The sequence below is a fragment of the Reyranella sp. genome (assembly GCF_965249915.1).
Lineage (GTDB): Bacteria > Pseudomonadota > Alphaproteobacteria > Reyranellales > Reyranellaceae > Reyranella.
The window spans coordinates 2283205-2301470 of the sequence record NZ_OZ252257.1 but is presented as its reverse complement, the minus strand read 5'-3'; the positions used below and the strand labels follow the sequence as shown (position 1 = coordinate 2301470).

Here is an 18266-nt window from a genome sequence, read left to right as displayed (position 1 = left end):
CGATTTCAATCATGCCGCCGTGCGATGGCATGGAAGAAGGAACCCGACACCGAGCCGCGCCGCGCGCCGCCTTCCTTTGCCGTTGCCCCGGCGGCATCGCGGCAGTCCACCAGCGCCGGGTCGGTCGCGGAGAGAACGGTGGCGTAATGGAACTCATGCCCGAGAATCTCCGTGCCGGCTCTTCCGAGGCTGCTGTCGGCCAGCAGGCGGGCCTGGCGGTAGCCGAGATGGAGGCGACGCTTCGAGAAGGACGTCTCGAGCCCGAGCAGCCCCACCATCGCGTGGCGGTGGCCCTCGGCATCCTCGAGTCCCTGACCCAACACCATGTAGCCGCCGCATTCGCCATGGATCGACACGGCGCGGGCGGCGGCACGACGTAGCCCCTCCCCGAAATGCGCCGCGTGCGACAACCGGGCGGCATGCAGTTCGGGGTAGCCGCCCGGCAGCCAGATCGCATCCGCATCGGCCGGCGGCGCTTCGTCGGCGAGCGGCGAGAACGGAATGATCTCGGCGCCGCGCGTGCGCCAGTTCGCCAGCATATGAGGGTAGGTGAACGAAAACGCGCTGTCGCGTGCGAGCCCGATCCGCTGGCCCGGCGGATCGATCAGTCCGACCGCCGTGCCGCTGGCGCGCGACGGTCGGGCGGCCTGCAGGACGGCGTCGAGGTCGATGGTGTCGCCGATCACCGCGGCGAAGTCGTCGAGGCGCGCGTCGAGGTCCGTCGTCTCCGACGCCTGCACCAGGCCGAGATGGCGTTCGGGCAGAGTCAGCCGGGCGTCGCGCGGTATCGCCCCGAGCAGCGGGAGGCCAATACGAGCCAGGGCAGGGCGGATCAGCGACAGGTGCCGCGGGCTCGATACGCGATTGAGGATCACGCCGGCGACCTGCACGTCCTCGCGGTAGCGTGCGCATCCCGCGGCGATGGCGGCGGCGGTCTCGGTCTGGCCGGTGACGTCGAGCACCAGGATCACCGGCCAGCCGACGGCAGCGGCGACGTCGGCGGTGGCGCCCCGCCCGCCTGTGCCGTCGAACAGGCCCATGACGCCCTCTGCCACGGCGATGTCCGCCGGGTGGCCGGCGGCCAGCGCCGCCAGCGTCGGCGGGCTCATGGCCCAATGGTCGAGATTGTAGGAGGGGCGACCGGCGGCGACGCCATGGAAGGCGGGATCTATGTAGTCCGGTCCGCACTTGTAGGGTTGGACGGCATGGCCGCGCCGGACCAGGGCCCGCATGAGCCCGAGCGCGATCGTCGTCTTGCCGGCGCCCGAGCGCGTTGCTGCGACGACGACGCCCGGCGTCACGGCCAGTCCACCAGATAGGTGCGCAGGCGGCTGCGCAGGCCGGCGATGGTGCCGATCACCACGATGGTCGGGGACGCCACGCCGTTGAGGGTCGCGTCCTCGACCAAGCGCGCAAGCGTCGTCTCGACGACCCTCGCGTCGGGTTTGCTGGCCGACTGGATGAAGGCAGCCGGCGTGTCGGCCGCCAGGCCGCCGCGCTGGAGGGCGATCGCCACGTCGGGAAGCTGCAACAGCGGCATGTAGAGCAGGATCGGCTGGCCCAGTCGGCCGAGCGCTTCCCAGTCCGCCCTGGAGCTGCCGTCCTCGGCACGATGGCCGGCCGCCAGCACGACTGCCGGGTTGGTTTCCCGTGTGGTCGCGGGAATTCCCGCCAGGGCGGTGGCGGTGAGGCCGGAGGTCAGGCCGGGGATGATGCGGAAGTACACGCCGGCGTCGGCCAGCGCGATCGCTTCGTCCCAGCCGCGGCCGAACACGAACGGGTCGCCGCCCTTCAGCCGCAGGACACGGTGACCGAGACTCGCCTGTTCGACCAGGATCGCGTTGATGTCGCGCTGGCGGGGGGATGGCTGGCCGCCGCGCTTGCCGACCGGTATCAGGCTGGCGCGCGACGAGGCCAGAGCCAAAACCCGCTTGTCGACCAGCGCGTCGTGTACGATGACCTCGGCCTGCGACAGGGCATGCAGGGCCAGCAGCGTCAGCAGGCGCGGGTCGCCGGGGCCCGCGCCGGCGAGCCAGACTTCCCCGCGTGGAAACTCGGGAAACTCGGGAAAGGTATTAGGCAGCGAAAACATGGGCGGCACGGTCGACATGGGCGATCAGGAGCGGGAACGTCCTCTGCGACGCGGCTGGACGACGGGCGCGTGTGCCACGGCGGCGACGCGCGCGGCGTACGAGGCCTTGGTGACGGGCCGCTTCCCGGACCCCGTGGAAATTGCGCTTCCCTCCGGGAGCAGGGTGGCGTTCACCCTCGCCAACAGCGAACTTCTGCCGGAAGGCGTCGCCCGCGCCGGGGTCGTGAAGGATGCAGGCGACGACCCGGACGTGACGCATGGCGCGCTGGTGCGCTCGACGGTGTCGCGCGGTCCCGCAGGGTCGGGCGTCGTCTTCCGGGCGGGAGAGGGCGTCGGCACGGTCACCAAGCCCGGCCTGCCGATCCCGCCGGGCGAGCCCGCCATCAATCCGGTGCCGCGCGAGATGATGCGGCAGGCGATCCGCGAGGTCGTCGAACGCTTCGGCGGCAGCGGCGATGTTGTGGTCGAGATCTCGATTCCGGGTGGACAGGACCTGGCCGCGAAGACGATGAACGGCCGCCTCGGCATCGTCGGCGGCCTGTCGATCCTGGGGACGACGGGAATCGTCGTGCCGTTTTCCTGCGCGGCCTGGATCCACTCGATCCACCGCGCCATCGACGTCGCGGTCGCGACGGGCGTCGATCACGTCGCCGGGGCGACCGGCTCGACTTCGGAGGGCGCGGTGCAGCGGCTGCATGGGCTGCCGGAAGGCGCCCTGATCGAGATGGGCGACTTCGTCGGCGGCATGCTGAAGTATCTGCGCCGGCACCCCGTGCGGCGCGTCACCATCGCCGGCGGCTTCGCGAAGATGACGAAGCTCGGCCAGGGACTGCTCGATCTCCATTCCGGAAAGGGGCAGGTCGACAGGGCCTGGCTGGCCAACCTGCTGCGCGAGGCGAATGCGCCCGCCGACCTCGTCGAACGGTGTCGGGAGGCCAACTCCGCGCTGCAGGTCCTTCAGGAAGCCGAGCGCCGCGGCGTCGCCGTCGGCGCGCTGGTGGCGCGCGCCGCCCGCAAGACCGCGCAGGACGTGCTCGAGGGCAGCGAGATCGAGATCGACACGGTCGTGTTCGACCGCGAGGGGCGACTGGTCGGCGAAGCTCATGACGATCGCCGGAACCGTCGCTGATAGTCGGCGTCGTAGAGAGCGCTGTTCCTGAAATCGCGCGCGCCCAGCACCCGGCCGACCAGGATCAGCGCGGTGCGCTCGATCGGCCGGGCCGACACCTCGGCGACGATCGTCGCCAGGGTCGCGCGAATCACCTGTTCGTCCGGCCAGGTGGCGCGGTAGACGACCGCGACCGGGCATTCGGCGCCATAGAAGGGCGTCAGGTCGGACACCACGCGGTCCAGCACGTGGATCGACAGGTGGATCGCCAGCGTCGCTCCGGTGGCCGCGTAGGCCTTCAAATCCTCGCCCTCGGGCATGGCCGAGGCGCGCCCCGACGTGCGGGTCAGGATCACGGTCTGCGCCACCTCGGGCAGCGTCAGCTCCTGACGCAACGACGCCGCAGCCGCGGCGAACGCGGGCACGCCGGGCGTTACGGTGAAGGGGATGCCTTCGGCATCGAGCCGGCGGGCCTGCTCGCCCAGCGCGCTCCAGATCGACAGATCGCCGGAGTGCAGCCGCGCCACGTCATCGCCGTTCTCGGTCGCCCGGCGGCACTCGGCGACGATCTCGTCGAGCGACAAGGGCGCGGTATCGACGACGCGCGCGCCCGGTGGGCAGTGGTCGAGCAGGGCTTTCGGCACCAGCGATCCGGCGTAGAGGCACACCGGGCAACGCGCGATCAGGTCGCGCCCGCGCACGGTGATCAGGTCGGCGGCCCCGGGGCCGGCGCCGATGAAATGGACAGTCATTCGGTATCTCCAACCGCAATGGCACAGGTCGCGCGCGCCGTGGCGACGCGGGCGCCCAGGAGGCGCGCATTGGCGCCGGCGGCGCATAAGGCTGCCGCCTCGGCGATCGACGGCACGCCTTTGGCCTCGAGCGCGCGCGCCGAGCGCGTCAGCACCCGGTTGGCAGCATGGCCAAGGTCGCCGGACGACACGCCGATCAGCGTCAGACCAAGGCGCCGCGCTGCCTCGACATAGACGGCCGTGCCCGCCTTTTCGCGTTCTGTCGCCAGGATCTCCAGCGAAGAGGCGGCCACGGAGAAGCAGCAGAGAGCGAGATGCACCGCTTCCTCGATCTCGTCTGCACTGACGGCGCGCCGGCTTCCGACACCTGCCGCGATCATGGCTTCCTCGCCCTCCATTGCACGATGGGCGACATCGGGCGCCAGACGAAAACCTTGCCCATGCCGGCGGCGCCGGCGCGCGCGATGTCGAGCCGGACGATCTCGCCGCCGTGACGGCCGAAAAGGTCGATGAGCCGCGCCTGGCTTGCGAGCGACACGGAATTGGCGACGAGACGGCCGCCGGGCCGGAGCGAGGCCCAGGCCGCCTCGAATGTCGCCGGGTCGGCGACACCGCCGCCCAGGAAGACGGCGTCGGGTACCGCGAGCCCGCGCAGCGCCTCCGGCGCGCGCCCCTGCACGATCTCGAGATCGGGGGTTCCGAGCCGCGCCGCGTTCCGGGCGGCGCGCGCCGCGCGCTCGGGCGCCGCCTCGATGCCGATGGCCTTCATCGACGGATGGCGCAGCAGCCACTCAATGGCGACCGAGCCGGCTCCCAGGCCGACATCCCAGAGAAGTTCGCCCTGGCGTGGCGCGAGCGCAGCCAGCGTCACGGCGCGGACCTCGCGCTTGGTCAACTGGCCGTCGCTCTCGAACTGGTCGTCTTCAAGGCCCGGCGACAGGGCGACGATCTGTGCCTCCGGCGACGCGACGATCTCGAGGGCGATCGTGTTCAGCGCATCGACGCCGTCGAGATCGAAGCCCTCGGCCGTCGCCCGCCGGATGCGCTCCGCTGGGCCGCCGAGCCGTTCCAGCACCGTCAGGGTCGTGCGTCCCAGGCCGCGCTCGGTCAGCAATCGCGCCAGCGCGGCCGGCGTCTCGCCGTCCCATGCCAGCGCCAGCAGGCGGGCGCCGGGCTGGAGATAGCGCACGATGCCGGCGAGCGGCCGGCCGTGCAGGCTGACCGTCGAGACTGCCTGGAGCGACCAGCCCAGCCGCGCGGCGGACAGGCTGAAAGCCGAAGCCGCGGGCAGGCAGAGCATCTCATCGGGCGTAAAGCGCCGCATCAGCATGTCGCCCACGCCGAAATGGAAGGGATCGCCGCTGGCGAGCACGACCACCGGGCGGCCGCGATGCCCCTCGATCTCGATCAGCGCCTCGGCGATCGGGCTGGGCCATGGCACCTGCCGTCCGGTCGACAGGCCCTCGGCCAGCGCGAGGTGACGGCGGCCGCCCAGCACCAGCTCGGCATCCGCGATCAGGCGTCGCGCCACCGGCGACAGGCCGTCGACCCCGTCCTCGCCGACGCCGATGATGGACAGCCAACGGCCGGTCATGCAGTCTGGCCGCTCAGCCATGCGTATTCTCGTTCTCGGCGGCACGACGGAGGCGTCGACCCTGGCGCGGCTCCTCGCGGGAGACGTGCGCTTCAAGGCGACGCTTTCGCTGGCCGGCCGGACGAACTCGCCCCGGCCTCAGCCGATCGCGACCCGCATAGGCGGGTTCGGCGGTGTCCCGGGGCTGGCGGCCTGGCTGGCGGCCGAGCGAGTCGACGCCGTGATCGATGCCACTCATCCTTACGCCGCGCAGATCTCCGCCAACGCGACCGAGGCCTGTCGGCAGGTCGGCATCCCGCTGGTCTCGGTGGTGCGTCCATGCTGGCAGCCGGTGGCGGGGGACGACTGGCATGAGGTGGCGAGCGCGGACGCGGCCGCTCTGGCGATCGGCGTGATGCCACGCCGCGTCTTCCTCGGGGTCGGCCGCCAGGAACTGCATCGCTTTGCCATCGCGCCCCAGCACCACTATGTGGCGCGGGTCATCGATCTTCCGGCCGGCGAGAGGATGCCGCCCGACATGCGCCTCATCCAGGCGCGCGGGCCGTTCGAGCGCGAGGCCGAGCGCGCGCTGCTCGCGGACAGTCGGATCGAGGTGGTCGTGACCAAGAACTCCGGTGGGACGGCAACCTTCGCGAAGGTCGAGGCCGCGCGCGACCTCGGCCTGCCCGTCATCATGGTGAGGCGACCGGGCAAACCGGCGAGTCATGTCGTCAGCAATCCCGAGGAGGCCTTGCGCTGGCTGGCCGAGGTACGCTCGCCTTCGCGGCGCGGCGTGTAGATCCAGCGTCCAACGCGCCGCGTCGTGCTCGCGCCGACGATGACCAGTGTGCGCATGTCGGCCTTGCCCGGGTCCACGTTCCCGAGCGTCGCCTCGATCACGCGGCAGTCCGGCGTGCCGGCAGCCCGAACGAACAGCACCGGGGTGGAGAGGGGCTTGCGCGCGGACAGCACGCGCAGCGCCTCTCCCAGCTGGTGCGGCCGCGCCCGCGAGGCGGGATTGTAGAGAGCGATCACGAAGTCGCCTTCGGCTGCCGCCACCAGCCGCCGCTCGATGGTCGTCCACGACTTGAGATTGTCCGAGAGGGAGATGGCGCAGAAGTCGCCGCCCAGCGGCGCGCCGACCGCCGCCGCCGCCGCGAGCATCGCCGTCACGCCCGGCTCCACGCGGATATCGAGCGAGGCCCAGCACGGGTCGCCTTTCTCGATGGCTTCGAACACCGCTGCGGCCATGGCGAAGACACCGGGGTCGCCTCCCGAGACGACCGCTACGTCGCGGCCCTGCGCGGCAAGGTCGAGCGCGAGCCGGGCGCGATCCAGTTCGACCCTGTTGTCGGAGGCGTGCCGCGTCTGGTCGCCCTGTCCGGGCGGAATGCGGTCCAGGTAGGGGCCGTAGCCGACGAGGTCGGTCGCGCGCGCAATCGCCCTCGTCGTCGCGGGCGTCATGAGGTCGGGCGCGCCGGGTCCGGTCCCGACGATCACCAGGGAGCCGCGCGGGCGGGCCGTCAAATCTGCCTCCCGTTGCCGGGAATAAGGACCATGCCGAAATACGGTCCGCGCTGGTCGGTGCACTGTGAAAGCGGCTGGATGCGTTCGCCCGGCATCGTGCCACGCTCGACATAGACCGCGCGCGACATCACGCCCGCACTTTCAACGGCGCGGCGCACCTTCGCCAGGTTGCGGCCCACCTTCATGATGACGGCCGCGTCGGTGGCCTTGAGCCGCGCCGTGAGATCGGCTTCGGGCAGAGTCCCCGGCAACACGGTGAGCGTGTCGTCTCCCCAGGTGATCGGGGTGCCCGCGCGCGTCCAGCAGCCGGACATGCCGGTGACTCCCGGTACGACCTCCACGGGAAAGAGCGGCGCCAGGCGGCGCCACATGTGCATGAAAGAGCCGTAGAAGAAGGGATCTCCCTCGGCCAGCAGGCCGACCGAGGCACCGGCTTTCAGCAGGCCGGCCAGCCTTTCCTGGCTGTCGCGGTAGAAGGCGCCGATCTGCTGCTGGTAAGGAAGCCCGTCCGCCGGCAGTTCCTCGGTCACCGGGTATTCGAGGCGGAGTTCGGTGCGGTCCGCCGGCACCAGCGGATCGACGATGCGCCGTGCGTTGCCCTGTTGTCCGCGCTTGGCAAAGAAGGCCACGACGTCGACCGACCGAACGAGCCCGACAGCCCGCAGCGTGAGCAGGCGAACGTCGCCCGGGCCGACGCCGATGCCGTAAAGCGTACCGGGGGTTGCAGACCCGGCCAGGGAATCGAGCAGGCTCATTCGACCTCGCTGGCCAGGGCGTTGACCGCGGCGACGGCCATGGCGCTGCCGCCTTTGCGCCCCTTAACGATCAGGAAGGGAACGCGACCGTCAGCGGCCAGCTCGTCCTTCGACTCGGCCGCGCCCACGAAGCCGACCGGCAGGCCGATGATCGCGGCCGGCGCCGGCGCACCCTCGTCGAGCAGCTCGAGCAGGCGAAACAGCGCGGTCGGCGCGTTGCCGATCGCCACCACGGCGCCGGCGAGCCGGTCGCGCCACACCTCGAGCGCGGCCGCCGTGCGCGTGTTGGCCAGCCGCTTCGCGAGGTCGGGCACGCCGGGATCGCCCAGCGTACAAACCACCTCGTTCGCTGCCGGCAGCCGCGCCCGGGTGATGCCATTCGCGACCATGCGCGAATCGCACAGGATCGGAGCCCCGGCCAGCAGCGCCGCCCGCGCCCGCTCCGCGAAGGTCGGCGACATCACGATGTCGCGCGCCACCTCGGTCATGCCGCAGGCATGGATGATGCGCACGGCGACCCGTTCCTCGAGCCGCGAGAAGCGCGACAGCTCCGACTCGGACCGGATGATGGCGAAGGATCGGCGATAGATTTCATCGCCGTCCCGGATGTAGTCGCGGGGGCTCATAATTCGTCGGGAGTCATCGTGTAGAGCACGGGGTCGTGCGGGGTTCCGTTCCTTACCACGCCGTAGCGACCGTCCATGCCGACCAGCACCAGGTCTGCGGCGGTCGATCGGGCGCAGCCCTTGGCGCATCCCGAGAGGTGGACGGTGCCGGCGAATCCCTTGTCCGCGAGACGTCGCGCGTCGCGGCGCGTATCGACCGTGCTGGAGCGGCAGGCGGGCGCCCCCGGGCAGGCGTCGATCCGCAACAGCGGATCGTCCGGATCGACGATCAGCCCCAGTGCGGCCGCGTCGGCCATCGGGCCGTCGATATACAGCGAGCGCCACGGGGCGAGCCTGACTTCGGACGATCCAGCGGTCTCCGCGAGGTCGGCGACGCCGCAGAGCTGGTCCCAGGTCAGCCGGCCGAACGGCACCGCCATGCCGGGCGGTGGGCGCCGACAGTCGGGCGGCACGGTCAGCGGCGCAAGGGCCGGGCGTCGGCCGATGGCGAGCCCGAGGGCGGTCTCGACGGCTTGCGACCGGTCCACGATGCCGAGCCAGGAGCGGCCGGCGCGCACAGCGACGCCGTCAGCCAAAAGGCAGAGGGCGACGTCGCTTCTCTGATCGAGAAGGGTGGGGAACGCGCCGTCGTCGACCAGCCAAGCGAATTTCGGAGGTAGACCCTTCAATCCGGTGTTTGCGACGATGGCCTCGGTGAGCCGAGTGGCCAGCGTTCGCGCGGCAGTCCCCGCGAACGGGCCAACCATCACGTTCCGCAGGGCCTCGGCCTCGGGGTCGCGGTCGAGCAGGCCGGCCCGGTCCAGCGCCTCCTGCAGTGGGGCAAGTGTTGCCGGCGAGACGCCTCGCAGTTGCAGGTTGGCCCGCCGCGTCAGATCGATCAGGCCGTTACCATGGCGCCGTGCGCCATCGGCGATGGCTCTCGCCTGCGCCGGCGTCAGCGCGCTGTTCCAGGGTCTGACCCTGACGATCAGGCCATCGCCGCTTTCCATCGGCCGCAGCGCGCCCGGGCACCATCCCTTGACGGCAAACGTCATAATGCACTCAAGGAGTTACGGCGCGTGACCCAGAGGCCGCGCGCCTGCGCGTCCCGCAGGCGTTCGACGATGGCGTCGGCACCGGCCGGGTTGCAGGTCCTGATGGCCGTAAACACCGCCTCGTCGGCAATCAAGGCGGCGTATGTCGCATCGAACAGCGAGGCCGGCACCGCGTCGGCAGTGGCCGCGAAGGCGTAGAGGGAATCGACGGCCTGGGCCATCTCCGCGACACCGGCGTGGCCGTGGGCGAGCATGCCCGATATCCACCGCGGGTTCGTGAGCCTACCGCGGACGATGCGGGAAATTTCCTCCGACAGGCGTCGGACCGCGGGCGCTTCCGGCTGGCTCGTGTCGAGATGGTAGAGTTCGGGATCGTTCCCGAGTTGCGCGGCAGCGGCGGCGAAGCCGCCCGCGAAATCGGCAACCCCGTCGCCGTCGAGCACGTCGCGCTCGCGGTCATCCTGGGGGTGGACCAGCGCATCGGCCTCCGAAACCAACCGACGAAAGGTTTCGGGTGCGGCACGGCCTGCGTCACTGCCACCGTAGGCGTGGGTGGCACCCGACAGATAGGCGTCGCCGAGATCGGCGCGTGTTTGCCATGCCCCGTCCAGCGCGAGCGCGCTCGCCCGCGCGCCGTAGCTGCCGGGAGCACCGCCGAAGATGCGTGCGAGGTCCTCGCCTTGGCGCGCCGCTTCGGCGATCGGGTTGTCGGCGGCCTCCTCGTCCAGCGCGGCGACGCGGCGAACCGCAAGGTCGAACAGCGTGATCTGGCTCTCGAAGATGTCGCGGAACAGGCCCGAGATGCGGAGCGTCACGTCGATGCGCGGTCGTTGCAGGACGGCCAGCGGCAGGATCTCCAGGCCGGTGACCCGGCTCGAGCCGTCGTTCCAGACCGGGCGTACGCCGAGATAGCTGAAGGCCTGTGCGAGGTCGTCGCCACCGGTGCGCAGGGACGCCGAGGCCCACAGGTCGATGACCAGAGCGCGCGGGTAGTCGCCGTGATCCTGAAGGTAGCGTCGCACCACCTCGTCCGCGGCGCGCTTGCCGATGGCGAGGGCGGTTCGGCTCGGGATGGCGCGGGGATCGATGGAGCTCAGGTTCCGCCCCGTGGGCAGCACGTCGGGACGGCCGCGGGAAGGCGCACCCGCCGGGCCCGGGGCGACCCGCCGGCCATCCAGGGCCGCCATCAAGCCTTGGCGCTCACCGATCGCGCACGCCTCGTAGTCGGGGTCGGATACCCGACCGAAGACGTGCAGCGCGTCGCGCACGAACAGGTTCTTGATGTCGCACAACTGGGCGTCCAGCTTGGCGACGGCTTCACGATTTTGTTCGCCCCTCGTGAGACCGCACTCCTCGGCGAGGCCGGAACTCCAGGCGCGCTCGACGATCTCGGCCTCGAGGTATTGTTGCCGCCGGCGATCGAGCCCGTCGGCGGCAGCGTACTCCTCGATGATGCCCTCCATGGCTGCGAGAGCGCCGTGCAGTCCGGCCGTGCTGAGGGGCGGATTGAGGTGACCTATGGTCACGGCCGACAACCGGCGCTTGGCCTGCATCGCCTCGCCGGGGTTGTTGACGATGAAGGGGTAGATCACGGGCACGGGTCCGAGTACCCGCTCCGGCCAGCACTCCGCCGAGAGAGCGATGGCCTTTCCGGGCAACCACTCCAGCGTGCCGTGCGTGCCCAGATGGACCAGCGCGTGGATCTTCTCGTCCTCGCGCAGCCAGCGATAGGTCTCGACATAGGCGGCCGTCGGTTCCGCGCCGACATCATGGTATCCCGAGCCGCGATCGGGCTGCAGAAGTACGACGATCTTGCCGCAACGAAGGTGAGGCCGGGAGCCGTTCAGCAGCGCGACGACGTCTTCCTCACGGCAGGCCTGTCGGCCGGTGTCGAAGCCGGCATCGCGCAGGAGGGCGAGGATTTCGAGCGTGCTCTGGACGGTATCCAGCCCGACGGCGTAGCCGGCGCGGCCGCCGCGCGCGGGATAATTCGACAGCACCACGGCCACGCGCCGCCCGAAGCGGGGCGTCGTCGCCAGAGCGACCCAGTTGGCCGCCAGCTGCGCGACATAGTCGACGCGGTCGGGCAGCGGGGCATGCCGCACACTGGCGTGCTCCAGGCGCGGGTCCGCGGGCTGCTCCTCCTTGAAGGAAATCGCCCGGGTCAGCAGCCGGCCGTCCAGTTCCGGCAGCACGACGTTCATGGCCATGTCGCCGGGGGAAAGGCCGCGCGGCGAATCGCGCCACGACCTCTCGTCGCTTCCGGCCAGCACCACCTGGAGGACGGGGACGTCGGCCCGGTCGAGGATCGTGGTGTCGTCCTCCCGCATCGCGGAGAACGCCGTCGTATTGAGGATGATCGACGGCTTGTGGCGCTCGATCACGGCGGCCAGCGGCGCCTCGACTTCCGGGTCCTTGAGGCTGCTGACGGCGACCGCCACGGGGGCGAGGCCCCGGGCTTCGAGCGCGGCCGCGAGGGCGTCGATGGGCGCCGTGTCGGCCGCCACGAGGTTGGCCCGGTAGTAGGCGAGGAGGGCACTCGGCCGGCCGTCGGGCGGTTGCGCGGTCACGGTGAGCGGGTCGACCGCGACCGGGGGCAGGCAGGAGACGGACCGGCCAAGCAGGGCGGCGACATGGCGCAAGGCCTGGCGCATGTTGTCGGGTCCGCCGGCCTGGAAGTAGCGGTCGAGCAGGGCGAGCGACGCACGCGGCATCGTCGAGGCCGAGGCGAGACGTGCGTCGGGCCGGCCGTCCCCCGGCAGTGCCGCGAACAGCACGCCGTGATCGCGCGCGACGTCGGCCAGCCGCTCGACCCCGTACCGCCAGTAATCGAGCCCGCCCAGGCAACGCAGGATGACGACGCGGGCGCGGGCGACGACATTGTCGACGTAGAGATCGATCGACAGGGGATGACGCAGCCTTTTCAGGCTGGCGAGACGAAGGTCCGGCAGCAGGTCGGCGTCGAGCGGCCAGGCCGCCGCCAGCGCCGACAGGTCGCTGTCCGAGAAGGAGAGCACCACGACCTCGGCCGGTGAGTGACCGAGGTCGACCGCCTGGTCGGCCTCGTCGAGCCCCGCCAGCTGTGTCGCGAGCACATGCATGGGCTAGCCCAGCAGGTCGGCTCGGACCGCGGTCTGGTCGATTCCCTTCTCGGCGATCACGACGAGTCGGCCGCGCCGATCCTCGCCCGGCTTCCAGGCACGGTCGAAGTGATGCTGGATCCGGCCGCCGACCCCCTGCACGAGCAGGCGCATCGGCTTGCCTCGCACCTCGGCGAAGCCCTTCACGCGCAGCACGTCGTGCCGCTCGGCCGTTCGGGCAATGCGCGCCGCGAGGTCTGCACCGGAGTCAGTGGATGGGATCTCGACCACGAAGGTCTCGAAATCCTCGTGGTCGTGGTCTTCCTCGTCGTCGTGGTGCGACCGCCGGTTTTCGACGTCGGCCTCGGCCCTGGCACCCAGGCCGAGCAGCACGGAGATCGGCACCTTGCCGTTCTCGGCCTCGACGACCTTCACGGCTGGCGACAGCGTCTGGCCGATGCGGTCATTCACCTGCTGGAGCTCGGTGGCCGAGATCAGGTCGGCCTTGTTCAGGATCACGAGGTCGGCGCACAGGATCTGGTCCTCAAAGACTTCCTCGAGCGGGTTGTCGTGATCCAGCGAAGGGTCCTCCGCCCGCTGACGGGCGAGCGCTTCAGGGTCGTCGGCGAACCGGCCGGCGGCGACCGCCGACCCGTCCACGACGGCGACGACGCCGTCTACGGTCACGCGCGAGGCGATCGCCGGCCAGTTGAAGGCCTGGACCAGCGGCTTGGGCAGGGCCAGCCCCGACGTCTCGATCACGATATGCTCCGGCGGTAGCGGCCGATCGAGCAGGCCGGTCAGTGCCGGGATGAAGTCGTCGGCGACGGTGCAGCAGATGCAGCCGTTGGCCAGTTCGACGATCGAGTCCTCCGTACAGCTCTCGATGCCGCAGTTCTTCAGGATCTCCCCATCGATCCCGACGTCGCCGAACTCGTTCACCACGACGGCGAGGCGGCGGCCGTCGGCGTTCTCCAGCACGTGGCGAACCAGCGTCGTCTTCCCCGCGCCGAGGAAGCCGGTGACGATCGTGCAAGGCACCTTGGCGAGGCTGGTCATGGACGCTTTCCTTCGAAGTTCGTGGGCGGGATCCGCGCGACGACGCCCTTGCGGAAGGAGGGGGGCCGGTCGCGCAGCGGGACGATCCCGTTGGGAGCTGTGACGAGTTTCAGCGCGGCATCCAGGGTCTCGTCCACATGGGCGTCTGCATCGATGTTGCCGATCACGTAGCCCCATTTGTCCTCGCCGGAGAGGGCGATGGTGCAAGGCTGATCGCACACGGCGAGGCATTCGACGCGGCACACCGCGACCTTGTCGCCCACCGATTGCGCGGCAACGCGGCTTTCCAGCGCGCTCGCAAGGGATTCGCCGGGACGGACCGGCTCCTGGCCTTCCTCGGCACCCGGCTGGCGGCAGGAAACGCAGACGAAAATCTTCACCATTTCTCGATCCAGTGCACGCCGGTCAGTGGTCGGGGCTTGGCGTTGATCTCGGCCAGAGGTAGCCGATCATCGCGCCAGCGCTGGCCCAGAGAACGGCCTGGACGACCAGCGAGAGGGCTGCGAAGCGGGCCGCGAGTTCGGCTGGCACCTTGCTTTCGAAGACATGTGCGTGCGGCGGACCGATCAGGTGAGGCAGGACGAGCAGGGCGAGCGCGCCGACGAACACGAGCGGCCGATCGAAGCGCGCCAGCAGCCAGAGCGCGAGAGCCGTCGCAACCGCGGTCGCGGCCCACCATGCCTGCCGGCCGACGAGGTCGCCCGCCGCGCTGCCCGGCAGTTCCGGGGCGAGGCCCGCCGCCGGGGCGAGGCCTGCCGCGATGAAGCCCGCCATCGCCCAGACGACGGCGGTGCGGCGATCGATGGCGACGCCACCCATCAGCATGGCGGCCAGCAGCAGGAAGGATACGGCGACCGCGGTGGCGATCGTTGCGATCGCGGTAAAGGCGAAGCGTTCGAGGCCTTCCTTTGGCTTCCAGCCATCGCCATGCTCATGCGGACCGTCATGGCCATCATGAGCATGCCCGTCGTGCCCATGTCCGTCGTTGGTGCGTGCCGTCGCGGCGGCCTGGCCGCTAGTGCCGGCGGCCGCTTCGTAAGTCTCCGCCTTGAGGATCAACGGAGTGGTTACCACCTGCTGTAACAGGGCAACCAACAACCCAGCAAAAAGCCCGGCCAGAAGGCCGACCCTTAGAACCCGCGCAACCATGATCTGCGCTTAGTGGCAGGGAAAGCTCAGGCCGTGGCGAACGTCGTGCGCGGCATTGTGAATGACTTCCGGCTGCGCGAAGCCGGTGAGGAAGAGCAATCCCAAGCCCAGGACCAGGGCCACCATCGCGGCTTTCAGGACTTCGGCGCGCTCCAGATTCCCAGAGCCGATCGCAACTGCTGTCGTCATTCGTCCTCCTAGGCTGCCCCTCCGGCAGCAGACACAATTCGTGGCGGCAGGTATCCTGGCTCACATACGTGGGCCCCGAACCGCCTTCCCAGCACGAGTGCCAGTGGCTTATTGGTTGGGGCTGCATGCTCACAGTTGCGGGGGCAGCTCCGGATTGGCCGACGAGGCGTCACCGGTATTCCCTCTGGGCGCTTGTCACGGCGCACCACCACGGGCATCTGATAGCCCCGGCGTTCCGCCGGTGTCAAACGCGCTGAGGGGACTGAGGCCGTGGCGAACGAAGTGGACGAAATCTCGCGTCACAAGGCGAAGATGGCCAACCGCAAGGCCATCCAGGACGCCGAGGTGGCCGGAAAGACCCTCGAGAAGGGCCTGCTCATCGTGCACACGGGCAAGGGCAAGGGTAAGTCCACGGCGGCCTTTGGGTTGCTGCTCCGGGCGCTTGGCCGCGGTTTCCGGTGTGGCGTCGTGCAGTTCGGCAAGGGAGCCTGGCAGTCCGGCGAACGCAGCGCGGTCGAGCGCTTCGGCGATCAGGTCGAGTGGCACACGCTGGGCGAAGGGTTCACCTGGGAGACGCAGGACAGGGCGCGTGACGTGGCCGCGGCCGAGAAGGCCTGGGCCGCGACGGAACGGCTGATGGCCGACACAGCGATTCGCATGATTGTCCTCGACGAGCTCAACATTGCCTTGCGCTACGACCATCTCGACAAGTCGAAGGTGGTCGCGGCTCTGAGGGCGCGACGTCCCGACCAGCACATCGTCGTTACCGGGCGCAATGCGCCGGCCGAACTCATCGAGGCCGCCGACCTGGTGACCGAGATGACGCTCGTGAAGCATCACTTCTCGGCCGGCGTGAAGGCCCAGGAAGGGATCGAGTTTTGACGCTCGCCCTGATGATCCAGGGCACGGGCTCGGACGTCGGCAAGTCGATGATCGTGGCGGGACTGGCGCGGGTCTTCGCCCGGCGCGGGCTGCGCGTGAATCCCTTCAAACCCCAGAACATGTCCAACAACGCCGCCGTTACGGCGGATGGCGGCGAGATCGGGCGCGCCCAGGCGCTGCAGGCGCGCGCCGCCGGAGTCCCGCTCAGCGTGCACATGAACCCCGTCCTGTTGAAACCCCAGAGCGATATCGGCTCCCAGGTCGTGGTTCAGGGCAAGTCGGTCGGTACATACAAGGCGCGCGAGTATCAGGCCCTGAAGCCCCGGCTGATGAAGGCGGTGCTCAAGAGCTTCTTGGTGCTCGCCGCCCGGTCCGACCTCATCCTGGTGGAAGGGGCGGGTTCGGCGGCGGAGGTGAACCTGCGCGGCAACGACATTGCGAACATGGGCTTCGCGCAGGCGGCGGGCGTGCCGGTCGTCCTGTTGGGCGACATCGATCGTGGCGGCGTGATCGCCAGCCTCGTCGGGACCAAGGTCGTCATCGATGCGGCCGATGCGGCGCGGATCGTCGGCTTCATCGTCAATCGTTTTCGCGGCGACCCGAGCCTCTTCGCGGAGGGGATGGCGACCATCGCCCGACACACCGGCTGGAAGTCGCTCGGCCTCGTTCCGTACTTTCCGCTCGCCGGCCGGCTGCCGGCCGAGGATGCCCTCGGCCTGCCAACGCGCGGCGCCGGCGGACGCGTGAAGATCTTCGTGCTGGCCTACCCGCACCTCTCGAACTTCGACGACTTCGACCCGCTGCAGCAGGAGCCTGGCGTCGACCTTGTCTTCCTCAGGCCGCATGAGGCGATCCCCGGCGACGCCGCCCTGGTGATCCTGCCCGGATCGAAATCGACGATCGCCGATCTCGGCGTGCTCAGGGAGGCCGGCTGGGATATCGACCTGATGGCGCACCTGCGGCGCGGCGGGCACGTGCTCGGCATCTGCGGCGGCTACCAGATGCTGGGACGCAGCATCGGCGATCCCTCGGGCATCGAGGGGCCACCGGCGACCGTCCCGGGTCTGGGCTTGCTGGAGATCGAGACGATACTCGAGGGCGACAAGGTGCTGGTCGAGACCGAGGGTCACAGCCACGACGGCCACGTTCCCTTCAAGGGCTACGAGATGCATGTCGGGCGGACGATCGGTGCGCCTTCGCCGCTGCTGGTCCTGTCATCCGGACAGGTCGACGGTGCCGTCGATCGCACCGGCCGGGTGTCCGGGTGCTACATTCATGGTCTGCTGGCCGACGATCGGATGCGCCGTCACTGGCTGGAGCGCATCGGGGCAGAGGCCTCCGATCTCCGGTACGAACCGGAGGTCGAGTCGACGCTAGATCGGCTGGCCGACCACCTCGAGGCGCACGTCGATTGCGACGGGTTGCTCGCGATGGCGCGGACGCCGGCAATCACTCCAGGGTGAGGACGAAGAGCAGCACGAGTGCTGCCGCCTGGATCGCGCAAGCCATGCGGTAGAGGCGCAGCGCCCGCCTTATGTCGGCCGCGCCCAGTTCGCTGCGACCGTCGCCGATCCAGTGTCCCGGCTCGACATCGCCTTCGTAGGATCGGGGTCCGGCGAGCCGGTATCCCAGGGCGCCGGCCATGGCCGACTCGGGCCAGCCGGCGTTCGGCGACTCATGGAGGCGAGCGTCCCGCCTCACGGTACGCCAGGCACCGGCCGGTGAGGCGGCCGGGAGCAGGGCGGCCGCCAGGACGAGCCACAGGGCGGCCAGACGGGAGGCCGGCAGGTTCACGAGGTCATCGAGCCGCGCGGCAGCCCATCCGAAGGCGTGATGGCGATCGGACTTGTGGCCAATCATGCTGTCGGCCGTGTTGATCGCCTTGTAGGCGATGGCGCCGGGAAGACCGGCAGCGGCCATCCAGAACAGCGGCGCGACCACACCGTCGGAGAAGTTCTCTGCAAGGCTTTCGATCGCGGCGCGACTGACGCCTGCTTCGGACAGGTCACGCGTATCTCGTCCGACGATCATCGACACCGCGTGCCGCCCGGCCTCGATGCCGCTCGTCTCGAGAGCCCGGACGACGGCGACGACATGGCTGTCGAGGCTGCGCTGCGCCAGCAGGCTCGAACCCAGGATGCCGCACACCAAGGCGGGCAGGAACGCCTGCAGCAGGAAGCCGGTCGAGAGCGAGACCGCGAGAAGCAGAAGGACGGTCGCGACGCCGCGAATCCGGCGCGCCTCGAAGTCCTGCCGTTCGTCGTTCCAGTTCGTGTCGCACCAGGCGATCAGGCGCCCCAGCCAGGTGACGGGATGTCCGATCGCGCGGTAGAGGCCGTCGGGATAGGAGACCAGCGCTTCAAGGGCGATGGCGACGAGGGCGATCCCGGGAGACATCGGCCGACCTCGTACTACGTCACCACGAGCTCTGCCACTTCGA

19 protein-coding genes and 1 riboswitch are annotated in these 18266 nt (G+C 70.0%); of the genes, 4 read left to right on the top strand and 15 right to left on the bottom strand.

The window, feature by feature from the left end:
* Positions 1-5 precede the first annotated feature (5 nt).
* Entirely contained in the window at positions 6-1307 is a 1302-nt protein-coding gene (locus ACP15H_RS11425; protein ID WP_425069889.1) for a cobyrinate a,c-diamide synthase, read from the bottom strand.
* A complete protein-coding gene (gene cobA, locus ACP15H_RS11420) occupies positions 1298-2092 on the bottom strand; it encodes a uroporphyrinogen-III C-methyltransferase (protein ID WP_425066303.1) in 795 nt (264 codons plus the stop codon). Before cobA ends, ACP15H_RS11425 begins: the two co-directional genes overlap by 10 nt.
* Between cobA and ACP15H_RS11415 the strand changes: the two genes are divergently transcribed.
* The gene (locus ACP15H_RS11415) at positions 2091-3221 is read left to right on the top strand and encodes a cobalt-precorrin-5B (C(1))-methyltransferase (RefSeq protein WP_425066302.1); all 1131 of its coding nucleotides are present in this window, start codon (positions 2091-2093) and stop codon (positions 3219-3221) included. The two genes, cobA and ACP15H_RS11415, sit on opposite strands and share 2 nt — an antisense overlap.
* On the opposite strand, the gene cobM is transcribed toward ACP15H_RS11415, so the two are convergent.
* The 3 genes from cobM to cbiE are packed head-to-tail and all read right to left on the bottom strand — an operon-like array spanning position 3194 to position 5567.
* Positions 3194-3952: a precorrin-4 C(11)-methyltransferase gene (gene cobM / locus ACP15H_RS11410; RefSeq protein WP_425066301.1), complete on the bottom strand. Its 759-nt coding sequence runs from the start codon at positions 3950-3952 to the stop codon at positions 3194-3196. The two genes, ACP15H_RS11415 and cobM, sit on opposite strands and share 28 nt — an antisense overlap.
* Positions 3949-4332 carry a cobalamin biosynthesis protein gene (locus ACP15H_RS11405; protein ID WP_425066300.1) on the bottom strand — a complete coding sequence of 128 codons (384 nt, stop codon included), beginning with the start codon at positions 4330-4332 and terminating at the stop codon, positions 3949-3951. The genes cobM and ACP15H_RS11405 overlap by 4 nt, the downstream gene beginning before the upstream one ends.
* Positions 4329-5567 carry a precorrin-6y C5,15-methyltransferase (decarboxylating) subunit CbiE gene (gene cbiE, locus ACP15H_RS11400; RefSeq protein WP_425066299.1) on the bottom strand — a complete coding sequence of 413 codons (1239 nt, stop codon included), beginning with the start codon at positions 5565-5567 and terminating at the stop codon, positions 4329-4331. Before cbiE ends, ACP15H_RS11405 begins: the two co-directional genes overlap by 4 nt.
* On the opposite strand from cbiE, the gene ACP15H_RS11395 reads away from it, so the two are divergent.
* The gene (locus tag ACP15H_RS11395; RefSeq protein ID WP_425066298.1) at positions 5566-6324 is read left to right on the top strand and encodes a cobalt-precorrin-6A reductase; all 759 of its coding nucleotides are present in this window, start codon (positions 5566-5568) and stop codon (positions 6322-6324) included. The two genes, cbiE and ACP15H_RS11395, sit on opposite strands and share 2 nt — an antisense overlap.
* Here ACP15H_RS11395 and cobJ read toward each other — a convergent pair.
* The 9 genes from cobJ to ACP15H_RS11350 are packed head-to-tail and all read right to left on the bottom strand — an operon-like array spanning position 6249 to position 14944.
* A complete protein-coding gene (gene cobJ, locus ACP15H_RS11390) occupies positions 6249-7052 on the bottom strand; it encodes a precorrin-3B C(17)-methyltransferase (protein ID WP_425066297.1) in 804 nt (267 codons plus the stop codon). The genes ACP15H_RS11395 and cobJ overlap by 76 nt on opposite strands.
* Positions 7049-7807 carry a precorrin-2 C(20)-methyltransferase gene (locus ACP15H_RS11385; RefSeq protein ID WP_425066296.1) on the bottom strand — a complete coding sequence of 253 codons (759 nt, stop codon included), beginning with the start codon at positions 7805-7807 and terminating at the stop codon, positions 7049-7051. Before ACP15H_RS11385 ends, cobJ begins: the two co-directional genes overlap by 4 nt.
* A complete protein-coding gene (locus ACP15H_RS11380; protein WP_425066295.1) occupies positions 7804-8433 on the bottom strand; it encodes a precorrin-8X methylmutase in 630 nt (209 codons plus the stop codon). Before ACP15H_RS11380 ends, ACP15H_RS11385 begins: the two co-directional genes overlap by 4 nt.
* Positions 8430-9467, bottom strand: coding sequence for a precorrin-3B synthase (locus ACP15H_RS11375; RefSeq protein WP_425066294.1), 1038 nt, complete (start codon positions 9465-9467; stop codon positions 8430-8432). Before ACP15H_RS11375 ends, ACP15H_RS11380 begins: the two co-directional genes overlap by 4 nt.
* Positions 9464-12568, bottom strand: coding sequence for a cobaltochelatase subunit CobN (locus ACP15H_RS11370; protein WP_425066293.1), 3105 nt, complete (start codon positions 12566-12568; stop codon positions 9464-9466). The genes ACP15H_RS11375 and ACP15H_RS11370 overlap by 4 nt, the downstream gene beginning before the upstream one ends.
* A 3-nt stretch (positions 12569-12571) precedes the next feature.
* Positions 12572-13606 carry a cobalamin biosynthesis protein CobW gene (cobW, locus tag ACP15H_RS11365; RefSeq protein WP_425066292.1) on the bottom strand — a complete coding sequence of 345 codons (1035 nt, stop codon included), beginning with the start codon at positions 13604-13606 and terminating at the stop codon, positions 12572-12574.
* A complete protein-coding gene (locus tag ACP15H_RS11360) occupies positions 13603-13989 on the bottom strand; it encodes a DUF1636 family protein (RefSeq protein WP_425066291.1) in 387 nt (128 codons plus the stop codon). The genes cobW and ACP15H_RS11360 overlap by 4 nt, the downstream gene beginning before the upstream one ends.
* Before the next feature lie 22 nt (positions 13990-14011).
* Positions 14012-14755 carry a CbtA family protein gene (locus tag ACP15H_RS11355; protein ID WP_425066290.1) on the bottom strand — a complete coding sequence of 248 codons (744 nt, stop codon included), beginning with the start codon at positions 14753-14755 and terminating at the stop codon, positions 14012-14014.
* A 9-nt stretch (positions 14756-14764) separates the two neighbouring features.
* Positions 14765-14944 (bottom strand): CbtB domain-containing protein, encoded by a 180-nt coding sequence (locus ACP15H_RS11350; RefSeq protein ID WP_425066289.1) that lies wholly within the window; start codon positions 14942-14944, stop codon positions 14765-14767.
* 28 nt (positions 14945-14972) lie between these two features.
* Positions 14973-15169: riboswitch (cobalamin riboswitch) on the bottom strand.
* 45 nt (positions 15170-15214) lie between these two features.
* Here ACP15H_RS11350 and cobO point away from each other — a divergent pair.
* Positions 15215-15826, top strand: coding sequence for a cob(I)yrinic acid a,c-diamide adenosyltransferase (gene cobO, locus ACP15H_RS11345; protein ID WP_425066288.1), 612 nt, complete (start codon positions 15215-15217; stop codon positions 15824-15826).
* A gap of 11 nt (positions 15827-15837) precedes the next feature.
* Positions 15838-17289, top strand: a complete 1452-nt coding sequence (locus tag ACP15H_RS11340) for a cobyric acid synthase (RefSeq protein ID WP_425069888.1) — start codon at positions 15838-15840, stop codon at positions 17287-17289.
* On the opposite strand, the gene cbiB is transcribed toward ACP15H_RS11340, so the two are convergent.
* Complete coding sequence (cbiB, locus tag ACP15H_RS11335; RefSeq protein WP_425066287.1) at positions 17276-18223, bottom strand: adenosylcobinamide-phosphate synthase CbiB; 948 nt, start codon at positions 18221-18223, stop codon at positions 17276-17278. The genes ACP15H_RS11340 and cbiB overlap by 14 nt on opposite strands.
* Positions 18224-18266 lie beyond the last annotated feature (43 nt).